Source organism: Kribbella qitaiheensis, assembly GCF_042657745.1.
Taxonomy (GTDB): domain Bacteria; phylum Actinomycetota; class Actinomycetes; order Propionibacteriales; family Kribbellaceae; genus Kribbella; species Kribbella qitaiheensis.
In genome coordinates this window covers 60,515-74,670 of sequence record NZ_JBHSKE010000054.1, presented here as the reverse complement: position 1 = coordinate 74,670, position 14,156 = coordinate 60,515, and the positions used below count along the sequence as shown (strand labels likewise).

Sequence of the window (14,156 nt, the reverse complement as noted above, 5' to 3'; positions counted from 1 at the left end):
GGAGATGTCGCAGGTGCGCTCTGGGTCGAGCACCCCGCGGAGATCGTCTCAGCCGACGACGGCCTTGAGTGCGTTCCCGAGTTCGGTTGCCTCGTCGGCGTTCAGCTCGACGACGAGCCGACCGCCGCCCTCGAGCGGAACCCGCATCACGATCCCGCGGCCCTCCTTGGTGACCTCGAGCGGACCATCGCCCGTCCGCGGCTTCATCGCCGCCATGCGCGCACCCCTTCCCTCATTGGAACAGCCCTCTTCGGTATTGAGCGACGACACCGCACAGAATCCGTCGCCGGCTCTATGCGGTGATGCGCCGTCGGCGCGTATCGCAGTGTGTGTCGCGACCCATTATCCCCGATCGCAGGCCAGAGCCGTGCACCATACGGCAGACTCCTGTCTTGTGCACGCCCGTTCAGCGCTCTTCGACCTGTACGGCGACCACCTGCGCGCGCGTGGAGCGCGTGCACCGGTGGCCGCCCTGGTCCGCCTGCTCGCACCGCTGGGCGTGCAACCACCGGCCGTTCGGACCGCCGTGTCGCGGATGGTCCGGCAGGGCTGGCTCGAGCCGGTGCGGATCGACGGACAGCCCGGATATGTCCTGACCGCCCGGGCGCGTCGCCGCCTCGACGACGCGGCCGCACGGATCTACCGCACCGAGACCGACGGCAACGGCCGCGGCAGCTGGGACCGGCACTGGCATCTCGGCATCCTCCGGGAGGTGCCGAACGCGCGCCGCCGCGAGCAGCTGGCGAGCCAACTCGCCTTCCTGGGTTGGGCTCCGCTGTCCGACGCGGCCTGGGTCGGACTGCGCAACGATGCCGAGGTGGACCAGATCCTCGGCATGGAAGGGATCGCCGCGGACCGGTTCCGCGCGCCCGTCGACGAGGGCGCCGTCGAGTTCGCCCGGCGGGTCTGGCGACTCGACGAGCTCGGCGCGTCGTACGACACCTGGCTGAACGAGGCGAAGGCGCTGGCCGAGAGTGCCGGCGACGACGCCACCGACGAGCAGGCATTCGCGGTCCGGTCGAACCTGGTGCACGAGTGGCGCAAGTTCCTGTTCCTCGATCCGGGCCTGCCGGCCGAGCTGCTGCCGGACGACTGGGCCGGCACCCGGGCGGCCGCGTTCTTCGATTTCCATGCGACACGGCTGGGCCACGCGGCCGGGCGTTTCGTCGACAACTGCCTGACCATTCACTGAATATTCTCACCGACTGTTGGGAGCCTGCCACGATGAGTGACTCTGTCGCGTACGACGTGTTCGAGGGGATCGCGACGATCACCCTGAACCGTCCCGAGGCGATGAACGCCCTCGACACCCCGACCAAGGTGGCGCTGAGGGACACGGTCCTGGCGGCCGCCGAGGACGACGCAGTCCGGTGCGTCGTGCTCACCGGGACCGGCCGCGCGTTCTGCGTCGGCCAGGACCTGAAGGAGCACATCGGGCTGCTCGAGGCGAACGACATGGACGCGCTATGGAACACCGTGCCCCTGCACTTCGCCCCGATCGCACTGGCGCTGGCCGAGATGCCGAAGCCGGTGATCGCCTCGCTGAACGGCGTGGCCGCCGGTGCCGGCGCGTCGATGGCCTTCGCCTGCGACTTCCGGGTGGCCGCCGACACGGCCGGCTTCAACCTCGCCTTCACCGGTATCGCCCTGTCCTGCGACACCGGCATCTCCTGGACGCTCCCCCGCCTGATCGGCCACGCCCGCGCGACGGAGCTCCTGTACTTCCCCCGCACGATCCCCGCCGCTGAGGCCCTGACGCTCGGCCTGGCGACGAGCGTCGTACCGGCTGACGAGCTGGCGGCGGCGACAGCCGAACTGGCGGGCCGGCTTGCCAACGGGCCGACGGTCGCGTACGGATCTGTGCGCCAGTCGCTCGGGTACTCCGCCTCGCACACGCTGGCCGAGGCACTCGAGTTCGAGGCCGGCAAGATGCGCCTGACCGGCGACACCGAAGACCACCGCAACGCGGTCGCCTCCTTCGTCGCCAAACAAAAACCCACCTTCCACGGCAAGTAGCCAGCACTCCGCCCCCACACCTCCCCTGTCGCCGCTCCCGCCGACCCGGACGCGGCTCCGGCACGGCCGTACCGAACGACAGGAGGAGGTCGCTCACGACGCCAACCTCCACACTTACCGAGACGGCAGAGGCGCAGGCGGCACGCAGTACTTCCTGTCCTTCCGTACGCAACTCGCCCATCCACGGCAATTGCCGGAGCTCCCCACCTGCCCAGACGTGCCAGCCCGGGAAATAACCGAGGGTATTCATGCGCGCACGCTGGGCACACATCGCCCAGCCGCCGGGGAATCCCGACGTTTAGTGCCGACCGGGACCGCCTTCGACACGGCCGCGCGCGGGTTGCCGGCTAGCGGGCGATGCAGTCGGCGAGATGGTCGTTGACGATGCCGGTGGCTTGCATCAGGGCGTAGGCGGTGGTCGGTCCGACGAAGACGAAGCCCTTCTTTTTCAGGGCTTTGGACATCGCAATGGACTCGGGCGTGGTCGCCGGGACGTCGGCGCTCGTCTTCGGCGCCGCACGATCGATCGGCTGGAACGACCAGAGGAACTCGGTCAGCTCGCCGTCCGCCAGCTCCAGGAGAGCCCGGGCGTTGGAGATCGTGGCGTTCACCTTGAGCCGGTTGCGGACGATGCCGGGGTCGGCCATCAGCCGGTCGAAGTCCTCCGGCCCGTACGCCGCGATCAGCCGCGGGTCGAAGTTGTCGAACGCCTTCCGGAAGTTCTCCCGCTTCCGGAGGATGGTGATCCAGGACAGCCCGGACTGGAACCCCTCCAGCGTCATCCGCTCGAACAGGCCGTGGTCGTCGCGGATCTCCCGGCCCCACTCCTCGTCGTGGTACTGGATGTACTCCGGAGCCGACGTCGCCCAGCTGCAGCGCGGCTGACCGTCGGGGCCGGCCACGGTCACCGGATGACCTTGTTCTCGAGGCGCTTCAGGGACGTCCTCATCATCAGCTCGAAGCCGGGCCGGACCAGCGTCCAGCCGATGCGCCCGGGTCGCCCGAGCGGCGGGATGACGTCCTCGGACCAGGTGAAGGTGCTGCCGGCCGGCGCGGGGGTGACAGCGAAGGTGCCGGTACCGCGGACGATGGTGCCGAGGTGCTTCACCGTGCACTCGCGCGGCGGATCCCATTGTGTGATGACCATGTCGTCAGTGAAGCCGAGCGGACCGACACTTGTGCGCGCGGCGACTCCACCGCCGAGGCCGCGGCCCTGGTTCTCGGTCGCCCAGACGCGGGTCAGGACCATCCACTCCGACTGGGCATCCCAGTCCATCACCGCGTCCCAGGCGGCCTGCGGGTCCAGCGGCAGGTCGATCGACGCCTCTGCATGGCAGGTCGGCTCGTCGGCGGTCATCAGTTCGGCCGCTGCGGGACGTTGACGTCAGGGGCCGAAGAGTGCCGACCCCGAGTCGTCTCGTCGCCGTTGACTCCCGGCTCGTCCTCGGCTGCGTTCGGGGCCTGCACGCTGTTGTGGTCCGGCGGCGGCTCCTTGGCCTGGAACCACGGCTCCGGCTCGGGCTCGTCGTCGTAGTTCGTGTGCACCAGTTCCTGCAACAACGGCGGCAACGCAACCTGGGCCGGCGGCTCCGGCTGATCATCCAGAACCGACCCTACTTCGTGCTCCCGCTCGTCCTGCTGTTCCCGCTCGTCTGCCATCGGCTGCGGCTCACCCTCGCCGCCAGCCTGCTGGACTGGGGCCGCGGGCTGCTCCCGCTCAGCAACAGGCTGAGGAGCTGCCTCTGCCGCACCGACCTCGCTCGCCGGTACTGCGGCCGCCGCGCTCGCGGGTGCGGTGCCTGAGGGAGCCGCGCTCGCTGATGCGGTGTCTGCGGCGGGCGCGCTCGCCTGCGCGGGTTCAGCTACAGCGGGGTCCGCTGGGACCGCGGGCTGGTCGACTGCCGTGATCTCGGCCGTGGCGGGCTCGGCGGTAGTCGGCTCGGGCGACGTCGGTTCGGGTGAGAGCGCATCTGTTGTGAGCGCATCTGTCCGGGCAGGCTCGACCGGGACGCCCTGGTCGGTAGCGGGCGCGGACTCTGCAGCGGCGGGCTCGGCTGCAACCGCCTCGGCCTGAGCGGGCGCGGGGTCGGCAACGGCCGGCTCGGCAGCGGGCGACTCCGGCGATACGGGGTCTGGGGTGGGTTCGGGGAAGTCGCCGCCTACCAGGATGGGTTTCTGGAAGCCGGTGTCGTCGAAGTCTGCGGCGGCGTACTCGGAGCGGGAGGTGAAGCCCGCGCCTTCCGGGCCGTGCAGGATCGGGGTGACGGCGCGCTCGAGGTCGGCGATCCGGCGGTCGCGCTCGGCGACCTCCCGGGCGACCCGTTCGAGCAGCGTGTCGACCTCGTCCATCCGGTAGCCGCGCAGCCCGACGCCGAACCTGGCCGTCTCGAGATCAGCCGCGGTGAGCGCTTGCCGAGCGGGCACGGACATGTCGGGCCGGTCGTCGTACGCAGTACTCATGCCGCCCCACCGCCCCGAGGCGACGACGGCAACCGCTCCGATCAGGAGCACGACAATGAGCCCGAAGAACCACATCACGTGACCGATCGTGCCATGTCGGTGGGCCTCACCGCACAACCGCTACAGGAATCAACTGCCATCCGAGCCCAGCCGGTGCGCCTCACGCCGCTCGCGGGCTTCCGGGCTGTCGGCCTCCGCCACATCCCGAGCGGCGGCCGCAGCGGCCTCCTCGGCGGCAGCGTCGGCCATCTCGCCGGCCTTGATGATGTAGCTGATCGCCTCGTCCACGTCGTCGGTGATGGTGAACATTTCCAGGTCGGCCGCGGAAATCTTGCCGTCGGCAAGCATCGTCTCGCGCAGCCAGTCCGCCAGCCCGCTCCAGTACGACGTACCGAAGAGCACCACCGGGAACGAGGTGACCTTGCGGGTCTGGGCCAGGGTGAGCGCCTCGAACAGCTCGTCCAGGGTGCCGAACCCGCCCGGCATCACCACGAAACCCTGCGCGTACTTGACGAACATCGTCTTGCGGGTGAAGAAGTAGCGGAAGTTCATCCCGATGTCGACCCACTCGTTCAGGCCGTTCTCGAAGGGCAGTTCGATGCCGAGCCCGACGGACACGCCGCCCGCCTCGGAGGCACCCTTGTTCGCCGCCTCCATCACACCCGGCCCGCCGCCGGTGATCACCGCGTACCCGGCGGCGACCAGCTTGCGGCCGCACTCCTCCGCCGCGCGGTACATCGGATCGTCAGGCTTGGTCCGGGCCGAGCCGAACACGCTGATGGCGGGCCCGAGCTCGGCGAGCATGCCGAAGCCCTCGATGAACTCCGACTGGATCCGCAGTACACGCCAGGGATCGGTGTGCACCCAGTCCGACGGTCCACGGCTGTCGAGCAGCCGCTGCTCCGACGTCGACTGCTGCACCTGCTTGCGCCGCATGACCACCGGGCCGCGTTGCTGCGAGCCCTGGGGACGGTCGGGGTGGATCGATGGTTCTGCCATACCCCCAGATTAGTGGGCGGACCAGGTACGGACGTGCCGGAACCGGGCGCGCCCTACGCCGTCAACCAAGTCCTCAGCCGCTGTTCACACTGCTCGATCTCCGCCTCCGGCACGAACTCCTCCTGCTTGTGCGCGAGCAGCGGGTCACCCGGCCCGTAATTCACCGCGGGCACCCCCAGCAGGGTGAACCGGGCCACGTCCGTCCAGCCGAACTTGGGTTGCGGCTCACCGCCGACCACCCGCAGGAACGCCGCCGCAGCGGGCCGCTCCAGCCCCGGCAGCCCACCCGGCGCGGTGTCCGTGAAGGCGAGCTCGAACCCCTCGAAAACCTCCCGCAGGTGCGCCTCGGCCTCCGCCTCCGACCGGCTCGGCGCGAACCGGTAGTTCACCGTCACCGTGCACAGATCCGGTACTACGTTGCCCGCGACGCCGCCGCTGATGGCGACCGCGTTCAGCCCCTCGCGGTACTCGAGGCCGTCGATCGGCACCCGCCGCGGCTCGTACGCCGCCAGCCTGGCGAGGACCTCCCCGGCGGCGTGGATCGCGTTCTTCCCCATCCAGGAGCGGGCGGAGTGCGCTCGCTCGCCGCGGGTGGTCACCTCGACCCGCATGGTGCCCTGACAGCCGGCCTCGACCACCGCGTTCGACGGCTCCATCACCACGGCGAACACGCCCTGCAGCAGCTCGGGGTGCGTCTGGGTCAGCTTGAACAGGCCGTTCCGCTCCGCTTCGATCTCCTCGCAGTCGTAGAAGACGTAGGTGATGTCGCGGTTCGGCTCGGCCAGCGTGGCAGCCAGCCGGAGCGCCACCGCGACGCCGCCCTTCATGTCGCAGGCGCCGAGGCCGTGGATCAGCCCGTCCGCGCGGCGGGACGGCAGGTTGTCGTTCAGCGGCACCGTGTCCAGGTGCCCCGCGATCACGATCCGCTCGTCCCGGCCGAGGTCGGTCCGGGCGACGACCGTGTTGCCGTGCCGCGACACGGTCAGGTGCGCGAAGGCCGACAGCGCCGCCTCGACCGCGTCCGCGAGCTCCTCCTCGGTGCCGCTCACCGAAGGGATGTCGACCAGCGCCTGGGTGAGGTCCGGTCCGGAGACGGTGAGATCGAGCTTGGCCATCAGTCTTCCTCTACAGCTGGGGGCAGGAACACGCAGAACTCGTTGCCCTCCGGATCGGCGCACACGTGCCAGCCGATCTCGTCGTCCTTGCGCCGCAGCAGTGTCGCACCCGCGTCGAGCACCCGCTGCAGGTCGTCCGCCGTCACGTCCCAGTGGATCCGGTTCTTCACCGTCTTCGGCTCGGGCACCGGCACGAATACCCAGTACGGGAACGGCAGTCCGGGCACGTTCTCCAGCCAGTAGTACGGCTTGCCCGAGTTGTTCGTGACCTCACCGCCGACCACGCCGGCCCACCATCGCGCCTGGGCCTCGGGATCCGCCACGTCGACCACGAGCTCCATCAGCCTGTACGCCGGAACCTTGTCCCGCACGAATCCGCAGAACTCCCCGCCCTCCGGGTCCTCCATCACCGCCCATTGCTGCTCGTCCGTGATCGGACTCCGCACCTTCGCCCCGAGCCGCTCGAGCTCCTCGATCGAACTGGTGTGCAGGTCGAGGTGCACCCGCTGCTTCACCGTCGGCGGCTCGGTCACCTTGTTGATCCAGATCGTCTTCTCCGGCCGATCCCCGACCAGCACCTGCGGATTGTCCGCAGGCGACGTCAACCCCACCACTCGCCCCCAGAAGGACGTCATCGCACTAGGAGAGGCGACGTCCAGACACAAATCCTTGAACCGAGCCAGACTCATCCCCAAAGGCTAGTGCTTCGGTCGCCCCACGCAGCTCCCTCCATGCCCGTACCCGAGGCGTGCTGGCGATCGGAGCCGTCCCGGGTTTCATGCCCCGTGTTCGATGCGAGGCCTGGCCACCGTCGTACAGGACGGAGCAGCTCAGCTAGCTGTCTGTTTGCGGTGGTAGTGGCGGTTGACTCGTTCTCGGTTGCCGCACTTCGGGGAGCACCAGGTCTGGCGGGGGTCGTCTTGGAGGAAGTACTTGACGCAGCGGGCGGCTGGGCAGGCTCGGAGGCGGGGGCGGTCGGGGCCGGTGAGGAAGTCGATGCCAGAGCGGCCGATCGCGCCCAGGAGGAGTGGGAGCGGCTCCGAAGCTCGGCGGGACCAGTGGGTGATCGGGTCGCCGTCGTCGGGCCAGGTGAGGTGGGCGGTACCCAGTTCGTCGGCGGCCGTGTTGAGGAGGCGGAGGGCTGTCGCCGGGGCGAGAAGGGTGTTCGCGTCGGCGCGGCTCGGTGGCGCGGGGCTGACGGCTCGGGCGAAGAGTGACCTGACGGCTCGCCGGATCTCGTGGAGCGGTGCCCCGAGCGCATCACCCGCGGGCAGTGCGCCAGGGTCGAACGGTCGGCCGAGCACATTCTCGACGAGCGGGGTGTTGTGGTGGACCCACTCCCGTACGCCGGCGTCCGTCTCCAGGCTGTCCGCGATTCCGCCATGCCCGTCGTGGCGGATCGTGGCGGCGAGTTCGAAGGCCAGCGCGCTCATGGCGGCGAGTCTAATGGGAAAGCCTCTTGCTGCCATATGAGTCTGCCGTCTAGGGTCTCTAACGGAATCAGGTCGATCTACCGTTAGGAACAGCCGATGAGCCCTGAGGTGGCAGTAATCCCCGCGGTGAGAGATGCCACCGAGCGACTGAACGCAGTACTGGTCGAGGTCGACGACACCGCGGTACGGGCGTCATCGGGGCTGCCGGGGTGGTCGCGGGAGCACGTGCTGACGCACATCGCGTACTTCAGCGAGGCGATGACGCGCCAGGTCGAGGAGGCGCTCGCGGGCCGACTGATCGAGATGTACGACGGAGGCCGGCCGGCGCGGGAGGCCGCGATCGAAGCAGGGGCGGGGAGATCGGCCGACGAGCTCAAGCAGCACGTGAGCCGGGCGACCAAGGGGTTGCTCGGCGCCTGGGATCGGGTGGACGACTGGAGCCGCCCAGTCCTCCACCGCGACGGCACGCTCGCGGACACCGTCTACACGGCCTGGCGCGAGATCGAGATCCACACCGTCGACCTGGCACTGGAGCCGACCAGCGACCAGTGGTCAACGGAGTTCTGCCTCCACCTGCTCGACTTCCTCCGCCCACGCACCCCCGAAGGCACCCGCCTGATCCTGCAAGCCGGCGACACTCGCTGGGAACGCGGCGAAGGCACCCCCGTCCTCCTCACAGGCACCCTCCAAGACCTCACCGCCTGGTTCGCCGGCCGCACCCCCGTCAACAACCTCACCGGCCCCGCCCCGGCCCTCCTCCCCTGGCCCTGACCACCCAGCGTGAAACCAGCCGCCCCAACCCTTGGCTCACGGATCGGCGGTGAACCGACAGTGGGTTTCCGGCACGGGTCTAAGGTTGTCTGCGGCGGTCCACATCCATTGGCGGCTGCGAGGTGACGGCTTCGTGAGCTCGGGGAAACTGATGTCAGCGGACCGGACGACAGGTACGCCGGCGCTGTCCGTCCGTGGGCTGGGCAAGCGCTTCGGCGACAGGATCGCGTTCCAGGATGTGTTCTTCGAGGTTGGGTATGGCGAGGTCTTCGGCTTCCTGGGCCCGAACGGCGCGGGGAAGACGACGACCGTGCGGACGCTCGGCACTCTCGTCGCACCGACCTCGGGCTCGGCGACTGTTGCCGGAATCCCGCTGGCGGCTGAGAACGGAGTGGAGATCCGCCGGCGGATCGCCATCGTGCCTGAGTCGCCGGGCCTGTATCTCCGCCTGAGCGTGATGGAGAACCTTGAATGCTACGGAGACCTCTACGAGACGCCCGGCTTGAAGGCTCGCATCGACGATGCCCTGCAAGCCGTCGACCTGACCGACCGGGCCGGCGACGCCTGCGGCACCTTGTCCAAGGGTCTGCGCCAGCGGGTCGCCCTGGCGAGGGCGCTGCTCAGCGACCCCGAGGTGTTGTTTCTCGACGAGCCGACGTCCGGGCTCGACCCGGTCGGCGCCCGCGACGTCCACGAGCTGATCGACGAACTCCGGAAGCGCGGCGTGACGATCTTCCTCACGACGCACCGGCTCGAGGAGGCCGAACGCCTCTGCGACCGCGTAGCGATCCTGAACACGACGCTGCGAACGATCGGCCGGCCGGCTGACCTCCGCGAACAGCTGTTCGCCAAGACACTGGCCGTCAGAACGCTCGTCCCGCTCCCGGAGCCGGGGCGCGTCTTTGACGGCCTCCCGGCTGTCGACGGCTGGCGCGAGAGAGATGCCGGTGCGTACGTCGTCTCCGTGTCCGACACTGCCGTCGCCGCCCCGGCCGTCACCCGCGCTCTCGTGGCTGCCGGCGCGGACGTCTTGTCGATCAGCGAGTCGTACCACTCCCTCGAGGACATCTACCTCGAGCTCATCGACGAGGACAGCGAGGTAGGCCGGAGATGAGCGTGAGCTGGAGGAGGGTCAGGGCTGTCTTCCGCAAGGAGCTGCGCGAGTACCGGCGCAACACCTCGATCGTCGCGGCGATGGCTGTCCTCCCCTTGATCTTCGCCATCAACCCGCTGATCGCCGTCTTCGCCGTACCGGCGTCATCCGCGGACGCCCTCGCGCAGGGCAACTCTCTGCTGTACCTGCTGGGCATACCGGCGGTCGTGCCGGCCTTGATCGCGGCGTACTCGGTGGTCGGCGAGCGTCAGCAGGGCACGCTCGAGCCTGTGCTCACGACGCCGATCCGTGGCGAGGAGTTCCTGCTGGGCAAGGCGCTGGCGTCCTTCGTTCCGTCAGTCGCGATCTCTTTCGCGGTCTACGCGCTTGTTCTCGCCTGCGTCGGGGTGTTCGCAGCTCCGGCTGTGGCATCGGCCCTGTTCAAAGGCCCGGAACTCGTCGCCCAGGTGCTCTTCACGCCGCTGCTCGCCGGCTGGTCGATCTGGGTCGGCATCGCCATCTCGGCGCGGTCGAGCGATGTCAGGGTCGCGCAGCAGCTCGGCATGCTCGCGAGTCTCCCGTCGGTCGCGGTGTCGACGCTCGTGGCGTACGACATCATCCCTGCGACCGTCGGTCTTGCGATCGGCCTCGCCGTGCTGCTGCTGGTGCTCGATGGCCTCGGCTGGCGGATCGTGTCTGCCATGTTCGACCGCGAACGCCTCATCACAGGCACCAAGCCCTGAGCTGCCGTCAGCTCAGGGCCCGATGCGACAGCCGGACCGGCCTACGAGACGGTGAAGTCGTCGACCTGGATGAACGTGTCGACGCCGGGAGCGGTGAAGCCGGCATGGACAGTGACCTCGTATACGGCGAGTAGAGCCCCACGCTTCATGAATTGCCTTTCGGGCTATTTGAGGCCTGTGGTCTTCATTGCGTCGACCAGGCGCTTCTGGCCGGCGACGAACACCACGACGGTCGGGATGGCCGCGATCACCGCGGCCGCGAGGATGAGGTTCCAGGCCGAGGCGTACTGGCCCTGCATGCCGGAGATGCCGAGCTGGATCACCCGCAGGTCCGGGTTGCGGGTGATGGTCAGCGGCCAGAGGAACGCGTTCCAGTTGGCCAGGAAGAAGAGCACGGACAGCGAGGCGAGTACGGGCCGGCTCAGCGGCAGGATGACGCTCCAGTACCGCCGCCAGTAACCGCAGCCGTCCAGGTCGGCCGCTTCCTCCAGCTCGCGCGGGATGTTCAGGTAGTACTGCCGGAGCAGGAAGATGCCGAAGGCATGGAAGATGCTCGGCACGATCAGCCCGGCGTAGCTGTCCAGCAGACCGAGTTGCTTGGCCACCAGGAACAGCGGCACCAGGATCACCGGCAGCGACACGAGCAGCGTCGACATGATGCCGGAGAAGATGATCCCGCGGCCGGGGAACCGCAGCCGGGCGAGCGCGTACGCCGCCATCGAGTGGAAGAACAACGCCACCACCGTCACCACCACGGAGACGATCGCGCTGTTCATCAAGAAGGTCGGCAACGGGATCTTCAGCAGCACGTACTGCAGGTTGTCGAGCGTCCAGGTCGACGGCCAGCCGAAGGAGAACACGTCCTCGGCCGGCTTCAGCGCGCTGATCAGGATCCACAACAGCGGAGCGACCGCGATGATCGCCAGCACATGGGCGAGGATCGGGAAAAGCCTAGTCCTCATCGAAGCGACCTCCTCGCGTGAAGGCGAACATCAGGCCGGTGCAGAGCACGAGGATTCCGACGACGACCGTGGTCAGAGCGGCGGCGTACCCCATGTTGTTGAAGGTGAACGCCTGCTCGTAGATGTAGAGCACCACCGTGCTGGTGGCCCGAGCCGGACCGCCCTTGGTGAGCACGTAGACCAGGTCGAACGCCTGCAGACCGGTCACCGCACCAATGGTCGAGTTCACCACGATGAAGAAGCTGGTCGGCCGCAGCAACGGCCAGATCACGTGCCGGAACCGCTGCCAGGCGCTTGCGCCGTCGATCTCGGCCGCGTCCTCGAGCTCCTTCGGGACGTCCTTCAGCCCGGCCAGGAAGACCAGCATCTGGTAGCCCATCAGGAACCAGACGCTGATCACCACATAGGTGCCGAGCGCGAGGGACGGCGTACCGAGGAAGGACACGTCACCCAGGCCGAGCGGTGCCAGCAGGTTCGAGATCGCGCCGCGCTTGTCGACCAGCAGGAACTGCCAGATCAGGCCCACCACGACCAGGCTGACGACGTTCGGCAGGAAGAACGCGGACCTGACCCAGCCGATCCCCTTGAAGTGGTTGCGGACCAGCATCGCCAACGCGAAGCTCACCACGAAGGCGATCGGCACGAAGGCGACCACGTAGATGGCGGTGATCTTCAGCGACGCCCAGAGTTGGTCGTCGGAACCCATCAGCTTGTAGTTGGCCAGGCCGACGTACTGGTAGTTGCCGAAGCCGTCGACCTGGTAGTTGCCGAAGCCGTCGACCTTGAAGAACGCGACGCCGAAGGCCAGCACCATCGGTACGGCGACGAAGATCAGCAGGCCGAGGACGTCCGGCGCGAGGAACGCGTACGCCGCCAGGGCCTCGCGCCGCTTCTTCGTCATCGGCGTCTTCTCGCGAGCCGTCCGAGCCAACACCTGCGGCTCGGACGGTGGTGCGCTGGTCGTCGCCGCATGTGATGGGCGCGCCCTGGTAGGTCTTCAGGAAGGTGTCGATCTTCTGCGCCGCGTCAGCCGCCGCCTTGCCTGGGTCGGCGCCGTTCAGCTGGCACGCCTGGATCGCGTCCGCGATCGGCTGGTACACCTCCGGTGGGAACCGCGGCTCCGGCTTGCCGGTCGGCGCGATCTCGCTGACGAACTTCTTCAGCGCGCCCTCGGCGAAGGCGCCCTTGGCGTCCGCGGCCTGCTGGACCGACTTGCGCGGCGGCACGTTGGTCTTCACCACGGTGTTCCACTGCCGCTGCCGCTCGACGCCCTCGGCATCGGTCGAGCCGAGCGCCCAGGTGATGAACTTGGCCGCGGCCTCGGGGTTCTTGCCCTTGGAGTTCGCCACGAAGGCCCAGCCGCCGAGGTCGGTGGCCGGCTTGCCACCGTCGGGCGTCGGGTGCGGGATGATCCCGTACTTGAAGTTCTTCGCCTTGGTGCGCAGGTCCGAGACGGCCCAGATCCCGCTCTGCTGCATCGCGACCGCGCCCGAGCCGAGGTTGGAAACGACGTCACCGCCGCCGTCGCCGAGGGCCTTGCGCGGAGCCACCTTGTTCTTGATCGTGTCCTGCCAGAACTTGAGCGCCTGTACTGCGGCCGGCGAGTCGAAGGCGACCTTGCCGTCCTTGATCGGGGTGCCGTCGCCCTGCCAGAGGAACGGGTACCAGGTGAAGTTCTGGTAGTAGCCCGGCAGCGTCTCGAACATCACGCCGTTGCGCTTGTCACCGGTCAGCTTCTGCGCGACGGCCAGCGTCTGGTCCCAGGTCTTCGGCAGGTCGGCCTCGGACAGGCCCGCCTTCTCGAACGCGGTCTCGCTGTAGTACATCGCAAGCGGCTCGATCTCCATCGGCAGGCCGTAGATCTTGCCGTCGACACTGCGCGCCTCCAGCAGACCCGGCAGGTAGTCCGACTTCGACTCGGCCGGCAGCACCGAGGACAGATCCTGCAGCACACCGCCGTTGTAGTAGCGAAGGAAATCGCCCGGGCTGATCAGGAAGATGTCCGGGCCCTGCCCCGACTGGAACGCCGTCTGCAGCGTGGTGCCGCTGAGGTAGTCCTTGCCGGGGATGTAGCGCAGCTTGACCTTCACGTCATTGTTCGCGTTCCACTGCTCCGCGAGCGAGACGAACCACTTGCTCTGCGGACCGTTGTCGTCGGCCGGCCCGTAGAAGTTCCAGAACGACATCTCCTTGCCGTTCCCACCACCGGCGTCGTCGCCACCGCAGGCGGTCAGCAGCGGTCCACCGACGGCCGACGCTGCCAGCGCGCCGAGGCCGCCGCGCAGCACGGATCGCCGGCTGACCGACCTAGCGGGCTGCACCAGTTTTCTGGGGGAGGTTGCGGACATCAGGAGCTCCAGGGGTCTCGTCCGGCCCAGACGGGCAATCGATTTCACGCAATCTACGAGTGCCGCCCGGAGTGGTCAAGACTTACAGCCGGTCGATTTTGATCGAAGGTCGCGATCCGCCTTATTTGGAACAGACTCACCGCGTTTCGACCAGGGTGCAGACGTTGACACTCGCTCATTCGGCTGCCTAGTCTTCGGAAATCGATTTCTGACGAT

16 protein-coding genes are annotated in these 14,156 nt (G+C 68.3%); 5 read left to right on the top strand and 11 right to left on the bottom strand.

The window, feature by feature from the left end; translation table 11 throughout:
* Window positions 1-48 precede the first annotated feature (48 nt).
* Window positions 49-216, bottom strand: coding sequence for a DUF3117 domain-containing protein (locus ACFPJ1_RS32815; RefSeq protein WP_012923066.1), 168 nt, complete (start codon window positions 214-216; stop codon window positions 49-51).
* A gap of 178 nt (window positions 217-394) precedes the next feature.
* On the opposite strand from ACFPJ1_RS32815, the gene ACFPJ1_RS32810 reads away from it, so the two are divergent.
* On the top strand, window positions 395-1,192 hold the full coding sequence (locus ACFPJ1_RS32810) for a PaaX family transcriptional regulator (protein WP_132289710.1): 798 nt from the start codon (window positions 395-397) through the stop codon (window positions 1,190-1,192).
* A 32-nt stretch (window positions 1,193-1,224) separates the two neighbouring features.
* Window positions 1,225-2,016, top strand: a complete 792-nt coding sequence (locus ACFPJ1_RS32805; protein ID WP_380109941.1) for an enoyl-CoA hydratase/isomerase family protein — start codon at window positions 1,225-1,227, stop codon at window positions 2,014-2,016.
* Window positions 2,017-2,363: 347 nt separating this feature from the next.
* Here the strand turns inward: ACFPJ1_RS32805 and ACFPJ1_RS32800 are convergent, their stop codons facing one another.
* The 7 genes from ACFPJ1_RS32800 to ACFPJ1_RS32770 form a co-directional block, all read right to left on the bottom strand.
* Window positions 2,364-2,924 (bottom strand): DNA-3-methyladenine glycosylase I, encoded by a 561-nt coding sequence (locus ACFPJ1_RS32800; RefSeq protein ID WP_380109939.1) that lies wholly within the window; start codon window positions 2,922-2,924, stop codon window positions 2,364-2,366.
* On the bottom strand, window positions 2,921-3,373 hold the full coding sequence (locus ACFPJ1_RS32795; RefSeq protein WP_380109937.1) for an SRPBCC family protein: 453 nt from the start codon (window positions 3,371-3,373) through the stop codon (window positions 2,921-2,923). The genes ACFPJ1_RS32800 and ACFPJ1_RS32795 overlap by 4 nt, the downstream gene beginning before the upstream one ends.
* Window positions 3,373-4,551: a DivIVA domain-containing protein gene (locus tag ACFPJ1_RS32790; RefSeq protein ID WP_380110103.1), complete on the bottom strand. Its 1,179-nt coding sequence runs from the start codon at window positions 4,549-4,551 to the stop codon at window positions 3,373-3,375. Before ACFPJ1_RS32790 ends, ACFPJ1_RS32795 begins: the two co-directional genes overlap by 1 nt.
* 54 nt (window positions 4,552-4,605) lie before the next feature.
* Window positions 4,606-5,475, bottom strand: coding sequence for an LOG family protein (locus ACFPJ1_RS32785; RefSeq protein ID WP_380109935.1), 870 nt, complete (start codon window positions 5,473-5,475; stop codon window positions 4,606-4,608).
* A gap of 53 nt (window positions 5,476-5,528) precedes the next feature.
* Entirely contained in the window at window positions 5,529-6,590 is a 1,062-nt protein-coding gene (gene dapE / locus ACFPJ1_RS32780; protein ID WP_380109933.1) for a succinyl-diaminopimelate desuccinylase, read from the bottom strand.
* Entirely contained in the window at window positions 6,590-7,279 is a 690-nt protein-coding gene (locus ACFPJ1_RS32775; RefSeq protein WP_380109931.1) for a VOC family protein, read from the bottom strand. Before ACFPJ1_RS32775 ends, dapE begins: the two co-directional genes overlap by 1 nt.
* A gap of 141 nt (window positions 7,280-7,420) precedes the next feature.
* A complete protein-coding gene (locus ACFPJ1_RS32770; RefSeq protein ID WP_380109929.1) occupies window positions 7,421-8,023 on the bottom strand; it encodes a CGNR zinc finger domain-containing protein in 603 nt (200 codons plus the stop codon).
* Window positions 8,024-8,119: 96 nt separating this feature from the next.
* Between ACFPJ1_RS32770 and ACFPJ1_RS32765 the strand changes: the two genes are divergently transcribed.
* The 3 genes from ACFPJ1_RS32765 (at window position 8,120) to ACFPJ1_RS32755 (ending at window position 10,630) form a co-directional block, all read left to right on the top strand.
* A complete protein-coding gene (locus tag ACFPJ1_RS32765) occupies window positions 8,120-8,794 on the top strand; it encodes a maleylpyruvate isomerase family mycothiol-dependent enzyme (RefSeq protein ID WP_380109927.1) in 675 nt (224 codons plus the stop codon).
* A gap of 133 nt (window positions 8,795-8,927) precedes the next feature.
* Window positions 8,928-9,908, top strand: a complete 981-nt coding sequence (locus ACFPJ1_RS32760) for an ABC transporter ATP-binding protein (protein WP_380109925.1) — start codon at window positions 8,928-8,930, stop codon at window positions 9,906-9,908.
* A complete protein-coding gene (locus ACFPJ1_RS32755) occupies window positions 9,905-10,630 on the top strand; it encodes an ABC transporter permease subunit (RefSeq protein WP_380109922.1) in 726 nt (241 codons plus the stop codon). Before ACFPJ1_RS32760 ends, ACFPJ1_RS32755 begins: the two co-directional genes overlap by 4 nt.
* 164 nt (window positions 10,631-10,794) lie before the next feature.
* Here the strand turns inward: ACFPJ1_RS32755 and ACFPJ1_RS32750 are convergent, their stop codons facing one another.
* Genes ACFPJ1_RS32750 through ACFPJ1_RS32740 form a run of 3 tightly spaced genes read right to left on the bottom strand, consistent with a single transcriptional unit; the run spans window position 10,795 to window position 13,940 of the window.
* Window positions 10,795-11,592 (bottom strand): carbohydrate ABC transporter permease, encoded by a 798-nt coding sequence (locus tag ACFPJ1_RS32750; protein WP_380109921.1) that lies wholly within the window; start codon window positions 11,590-11,592, stop codon window positions 10,795-10,797.
* Window positions 11,582-12,145, bottom strand: coding sequence for a carbohydrate ABC transporter permease (locus ACFPJ1_RS32745; protein ID WP_380110101.1), 564 nt, complete (start codon window positions 12,143-12,145; stop codon window positions 11,582-11,584). Before ACFPJ1_RS32745 ends, ACFPJ1_RS32750 begins: the two co-directional genes overlap by 11 nt.
* Window positions 12,039-13,940, bottom strand: a complete 1,902-nt coding sequence (locus ACFPJ1_RS32740; protein ID WP_380109919.1) for an ABC transporter substrate-binding protein — start codon at window positions 13,938-13,940, stop codon at window positions 12,039-12,041. Before ACFPJ1_RS32740 ends, ACFPJ1_RS32745 begins: the two co-directional genes overlap by 107 nt.
* Window positions 13,941-14,156: the final 216 nt, after the last annotated feature.

Excerpts from the sequence above, each read along its gene's own strand:
- ACFPJ1_RS32815 (WP_012923066.1), bottom strand. The coding sequence starts at position 216 with ATGGCGGCGATGAAGCCGCGGACGGGCGATGGTCCGCTCGAGGTCACC.
- ACFPJ1_RS32805 (WP_380109941.1), top strand. The coding sequence starts at position 1,225 with ATGAGTGACTCTGTCGCGTACGACGTGTTCGAGGGGATCGCGACGATC.
- ACFPJ1_RS32795 (WP_380109937.1), bottom strand. The coding sequence starts at position 3,373 with ATGACCGCCGACGAGCCGACCTGCCATGCAGAGGCGTCGATCGACCTG.
- ACFPJ1_RS32790 (WP_380110103.1), bottom strand. The coding sequence starts at position 4,551 with ATGTGGTTCTTCGGGCTCATTGTCGTGCTCCTGATCGGAGCGGTTGCC.
- ACFPJ1_RS32785 (WP_380109935.1), bottom strand. The coding sequence starts at position 5,475 with ATGGCAGAACCATCGATCCACCCCGACCGTCCCCAGGGCTCGCAGCAA.
- dapE (WP_380109933.1), bottom strand. The coding sequence starts at position 6,590 with ATGGCCAAGCTCGATCTCACCGTCTCCGGACCGGACCTCACCCAGGCG.
- ACFPJ1_RS32775 (WP_380109931.1), bottom strand. The coding sequence starts at position 7,279 with ATGAGTCTGGCTCGGTTCAAGGATTTGTGTCTGGACGTCGCCTCTCCT.
- ACFPJ1_RS32770 (WP_380109929.1), bottom strand. The coding sequence starts at position 8,023 with ATGAGCGCGCTGGCCTTCGAACTCGCCGCCACGATCCGCCACGACGGG.
- ACFPJ1_RS32765 (WP_380109927.1), top strand. The coding sequence starts at position 8,120 with ATGAGCCCTGAGGTGGCAGTAATCCCCGCGGTGAGAGATGCCACCGAG.
- ACFPJ1_RS32755 (WP_380109922.1), top strand. The coding sequence starts at position 9,905 with ATGAGCGTGAGCTGGAGGAGGGTCAGGGCTGTCTTCCGCAAGGAGCTG.
- ACFPJ1_RS32750 (WP_380109921.1), bottom strand. The coding sequence starts at position 11,592 with ATGAGGACTAGGCTTTTCCCGATCCTCGCCCATGTGCTGGCGATCATC.
- ACFPJ1_RS32740 (WP_380109919.1), bottom strand. The coding sequence starts at position 13,940 with ATGTCCGCAACCTCCCCCAGAAAACTGGTGCAGCCCGCTAGGTCGGTC.